Source organism: Vibrio sp. Y176 (assembly GCF_033438945.1).
Genome location: NZ_JAWOQS010000188.1, coordinates 1 through 927, shown reverse-complemented (window position 1 = coordinate 927; position 927 = coordinate 1). Strand labels below are relative to the sequence as shown.

Here is a 927-nt window from a genome sequence, read left to right as displayed (position 1 = left end):
TTATTGTATTTATCTCCACTCATCAAATCGATGGATTTGATAAGCGTTGGCTCCAAATCTGTACCACCATGGAAACTGTACGTTAAGAAATCCGCCGCCTCACGCAAACCATCTTGTTTGGTGAGCTCATAGGTAATGTGTTCAGTAGAGAAAATGATCACGTAACAATCGCGCTGTTCGGCCAGTGCAATCTGCATTAACGCATACGCCATCGCTTTTGCGCACTGCTCAGGGAAACCACTCATCGAGCCAGAGGCATCCACACAGACGATGAACGGCCCTTTTTCGATATCCACAGCTTTGTTGTCTGGACGATGCGCTTTGACTTTACGTAAAGTGCGAGATTTACCTTGCGTGCGATAGTTCATCAAACGCTTGTCGACCAGATGCTTGTAGAACACGACTTCTAGCTCTGGGTAGGCCAAAAACATGGTTTCGTTTGGCAGCAGCTTGTTGAGATCGTCACTTTCATGGATACCGACGATATCATCAGTCGCTTCGTCGCTTTTTTCTTCAACCATTTGCAGCTCTTCCGCTGGTGCACGGTTTAAGTCAGGATCATTCACTTGCCCAGCCATACGGCCAAGCTGTTCTGCGATTTCTTGCAAGCCTTTGTGCTTTTTCAAAAACTCTGCATGGCGCTTCATCACCGTTAAATCGGTTTTGCTGAGTTTTGCCGAAGCCATATCCCACAAGCGCCCTACGCTTTCAGCGTCGCCAGATTCCGTCACTTTATCCATATTGCGCATGGTTTCCATACGTTGATACAGATCGTTAAGAACTTTCTCTTTGTTGGCTTCTAACTCACTTACTTGCGCCTGTTTAATTGCATCAGCAAGGCTTTGATACCATTGGTCACAGAAGTAATGCGGGAACATAGGGTTATTAACCCCTTTGTTTTTCTCCATCATGCGGCGTGCTTGCATA

1 pseudogene is annotated in these 927 nt (G+C 46.3%); it reads right to left on the bottom strand.

The features are described 5' to 3' along the window. Positions 1-927 (bottom strand): annotated as a pseudogene (locus R7O13_RS24995) (ATPase RavA stimulator ViaA); the annotation flags it as partial.